The 2927-nt window shown below is 25.9% G+C and carries 4 protein-coding genes; 1 reads left to right on the top strand and 3 read right to left on the bottom strand.

Annotation, left to right across the window (positions count from 1 at the left end; genetic code table 11):
* Positions 1-232: 232 nt before the first annotated feature.
* Together NSA58_RS18160 and NSA58_RS18155 are read right to left on the bottom strand one after the other, a co-directional pair.
* Complete coding sequence (locus NSA58_RS18160) at positions 233-418, bottom strand: hypothetical protein (protein ID WP_257560791.1); 186 nt, start codon at positions 416-418, stop codon at positions 233-235.
* Positions 419-654: 236 nt separating this feature from the next.
* Positions 655-1047 (bottom strand): S-Ena type endospore appendage, encoded by a 393-nt coding sequence (locus NSA58_RS18155; RefSeq protein ID WP_257560790.1) that lies wholly within the window; start codon positions 1045-1047, stop codon positions 655-657.
* Positions 1048-1333: 286 nt separating this feature from the next.
* Between NSA58_RS18155 and NSA58_RS18150 the strand changes: the two genes are divergently transcribed.
* Complete coding sequence (locus tag NSA58_RS18150) at positions 1334-1732, top strand: hypothetical protein (protein WP_039681316.1); 399 nt, start codon at positions 1334-1336, stop codon at positions 1730-1732.
* A gap of 192 nt (positions 1733-1924) precedes the next feature.
* Here the strand turns inward: NSA58_RS18150 and NSA58_RS18145 are convergent.
* Positions 1925-2927, bottom strand: a 1003-nt coding sequence (locus NSA58_RS18145) for a hypothetical protein (protein ID WP_257560789.1), incomplete at its 5' end; no start/stop codon positions are given.

Here is a 2927-nt window from a genome sequence, read left to right as displayed (position 1 = left end):
CTAAAAATACTCATTATACAAGTGATAACTATATTATATGTAGCCGAACCTATAGTATTTTTAATAATATCTTTAGATATTGTAATAATTAAGAATGCTAACCACAAAACCCATCTATATTCCTTAACTGTTTCTAAATTTTCAAATAAGTTATTTGATTTATCTGTCAAAACTATTTATCCTCCAGTAATAAAATTTTATTGTTAGTTGAATATCTATTAGTACATACTTTTTACTTATATCTAGTTGAGATAACTTCTAAATATGAATCGATTATATTTTCATTCTTATCAACTTCTTCTACTAAATTAATTTCAAAAGTATCCCCTGTATCTACAGACTCAAAAACTTGCTTATTATGTAATACATATAATTGTTCATTATAAGTAACCTCAACCCTATATAAAGCCTCAATCAACCAACGCCCAAAACTGTTTATTATATTATATACTATCTAAACAATGTTTTGAGCATCTTTATTAGTGCCAAAGAACATTTGCTCCCATAATACTTCTTCTTCCATTACCTCTTATCAGTTTAATAATAAAAGGCAGAGAATAAATCTCTGCCTAGAATAACATTATATTACTATTTTATTGTAGTTTCTAATCTTCTTATTCAGCATAGTCAATTACATGCTGAAAATCAACCCAATTATGAACAGCATTCAAATTCAGGCGATGGAACTTGAATATCAAAGCAAAGTAGTGCTCTTGAAGTAGTATTTGCAGTAGTAGTGTTTATTGTTACATGGTCTATATTAGCTGCTATAATTACACCCATTTCATTTGGAGCTACTATTATTTGTTTATCGCCTGCAGTGAAAGTAATATTTCTTCTTCCTAAATTTGTTAATATTATTGTTCCAGTTACGGCAAAATTATTAGAGTTTCTATAAACAACTGTTCCATCATCATCAGTAGCAGTTGCTGTTATGCTAAATTGTTGCTTAACAAATCCTTGGCAACATTCACTCTTTATATTACATTCTACTTTTTCATCACGATCTGGTCTTTCATACCATTCTCCACAACATTTATTATACATACTAAAACCATCTCCTTTTAATTGGACAACCTTGATTGATTGTCCTTATTTTATAATACTATTTATACGAAATTTTGTTACACATATTTCTACAAATTTCTACTTTTTTCGCAATATGTAGCTGTTACTCATCAAATTACTATTTATATCTATGATATTAAAAATGTGGTTACTTTCATTGCATTGAAATTGTGATGGAACTTTTAGCCAAATAGTTAATTGTATTTGTATTTTTAATATTTTATTGATACAATTTATACGAAAATATATAATAGTGAGGTTTCTAATGCATAAAAATAAAGACGAAATAAAAAAAGAATTTAATGATGCTAATATTCGGCTAAAAGAAGATATAAAAAAAATAAATGAAGATTACAAAATGAAGGCTCAAGAAAGAAAGAGAAAAATAGAAGAAAAGAGAAATAAGGAAAGAGAAGAATATGCAAAAACAAAGAAAGTAAATTATTGGAGTCCTACTTGTTGGGAGACAATGAGCGATAAAAAACTAAAGATAGTTAACACATTTTCAAAATCTCTTGGTATATTTTGTCTTGTTTTTGGTTTATTAATTTTCTTTGGAGCGGGAGATAAAGCAAGTATTTTTATCATAGTACTGAGTTTATATTTCTTGTATTTTGATCCTAGACGATTTGCTAATTCATCTAAAAATAATAAAAAACATTAATTAGAATATTCTTTATTAAGAGCATAAAATAAAATGGCTAGGTTTGATACACTAACATATATCATTCCTAGCCATGTTTTAATATCCACTAAAACAGATTTTTTCGTGAATGCTTTATTTTATAATACTTGTTTCACAATATATTAATATTGTTCATCAAGCATACTTATAAAAAATTATAATAGTTAAAAACTACTCTGCATTATTTTTACAGGTATACTTTAAGTCACCATCACTTACAAATAATATCTCATATTCATTACTGTATGGATCTTTTACTGGAATTATCTCACTATAATATATAGGAATCTCTTCCCAATACCACCTTAATGTATCATAAGGTATTTGACCATACCCCTTTACTAATATACTGTTTACATATTTTCTTAATATAAGTTTATCAGCTATCAAAACTTCTTTTATATCTTTATCAAATTTTATAAACGCTCCTTTATCTTCATTCATTCTAACTGAAAGTAAATTATCATTCATTAAATTTTCATCTACTTTTGTTAATACCTCAATTGGCAAATAACTTAACCACTCTATAGACTTTAAAAATTCTATTTTTTCATATTTAAAGTGTGACTTGCAGTATAACTTGTCGATATCATCATATTTATCTAATCCTTTCAATTTATTGTCGATGAATTCATTATCTTCAAAATATGAATGAAAAGGTAAGCAAAAAGGAGATAAATCTTCTGGAACAAAACATATATTTCCTATTACAAAATCAATTAAGTTAGTAACTTTATTAAAGAATTCTTCCAGGTAATTTACTACCTTATTATAGTTTTCTCCACAAGTATATCCACCAATATTCCACTGAATACCACCAAAATATCCAGATTCTTTATTTAAATTATATTCTTCCTCCATATAAAGTACCTGATAAACAAAACCTATATCAGCTCCACCACCATTTTGAATATATTTTTTATGCTCAATATTTAAAATTTCAAAAGTACTATCTTTTACACTTTTTTCACTGGTAAAATCATATTTTTCTACAAATGCTCTTTGTTCTTCTCTATCATCATCAAAATCATAATAAATAGAATCTCTTGATTTTCTATTTATATCTCTATATGTTCTACAATCATCAGTTTTTAAAAATCCATCATATAAACAATTGACTTCAAATGATTTTTTATCTCTATATTTAATTTTATCAAAACATTTTTTTATCTTT

This window comes from Terrisporobacter muris, from assembly GCF_024621905.1.
In the GTDB taxonomy this organism is placed as follows: Bacteria; Bacillota; Clostridia; order Peptostreptococcales; family Peptostreptococcaceae; genus Terrisporobacter; species Terrisporobacter muris.
Note: the sequence above shows the minus strand (reverse complement) of the source record. Positions and strands in the feature narration are given on the sequence as shown.

Bases quoted from the DNA above. Each gene is read 5' to 3' on its own strand.
- NSA58_RS18150 (WP_039681316.1), top strand. From the start codon at position 1,334: ATGCATAAAAATAAAGACGAAATAAAAAAAGAATTTAATGATGCTAAT.
- NSA58_RS18155 (WP_257560790.1), bottom strand. From the start codon at position 1,047: ATGTATAATAAATGTTGTGGAGAATGGTATGAAAGACCAGATCGTGAT.